The organism is Desulfopila sp. IMCC35006 (assembly GCF_005116645.1).
Lineage (GTDB): Bacteria > Desulfobacterota > Desulfobulbia > Desulfobulbales > Desulfocapsaceae > Desulforhopalus_A.
Map to the genome: position 1 here is coordinate 1 of NZ_SWCM01000051.1, position 704 is coordinate 704.

Genomic DNA, 704 nt, shown 5'->3' on the forward strand with positions numbered 1-704 from the left:
AATATAGCTATCTGGTCTATTTAAAAGAACGTTTGATATGCAGACTTTTATTAAAATGTGATAGCAATTGGTTTTCCTCTTGCCCAGCAATTCCTCCAATTCCAAACACTCCCCAAACAAAAGCTCTCTGTTTGTAATCCAATTGCATGTTGATTTTTTGCTTTTTTTTCAAAGGTAAATACGTTAATAATCCTGGACACTTTAGAGTAAATAATTGAATTGACGAAATCGACTTTTTGTCATCACACATGATTCTCAAGATTAAGAATATTTTGCCAGGATCTCAAATGTCCTGGTGTTAATTTTTTGGGGAGATCGATTTGTATTTTTTTGCATTAATTTACGGTTCTGAACGAAGAGTTTTCTGTCAAATATTTCTTTCTGTCTTAAATTTTCAACCGTTGTCTACCCTCACAATTTTTTTGACTATAATTTTGACGTCTTCTAGTTCCCAATGTGCGGGCTTGTCAAATTTTACGCAGGGTGCTGGGCCGATGGGGGTCGCGAATGCTACCGTAGCTCACAATGAGGGGATTTCATCAATTTATTTCAATCCGGCCCATCAACTAGAATTTGAAGGAATAAATTTTGCGGGAGGTGTCACCCTTATCTGGCCCCAAAAAAAACTTGAATCAACCGTCACCAATGAAGCCTATGAATCGAGCTCAAAGACCTATACTCCTCTTCATCTAACATCAGCTTAC

General features: G+C 37.1%; 1 protein-coding gene and 1 pseudogene. One reads left to right on the forward strand and one right to left on the reverse strand.

Annotated elements, in window-relative coordinates; all coding sequences use genetic code 11:
* Nucleotides 1-16 precede the first annotated feature (16 nt).
* On the reverse strand, nucleotides 17-250 hold the full coding sequence (locus FCL47_RS24120; protein WP_136816276.1) for a hypothetical protein: 234 nt from the start codon (nucleotides 248-250) through the stop codon (nucleotides 17-19).
* Nucleotides 251-464: 214 nt separating this feature from the next.
* On the opposite strand from FCL47_RS24120, the pseudogene FCL47_RS24950 reads away from it, so the two are divergent.
* Nucleotides 465-704 (forward strand): annotated as a pseudogene (locus tag FCL47_RS24950) (hypothetical protein); the annotation flags it as partial.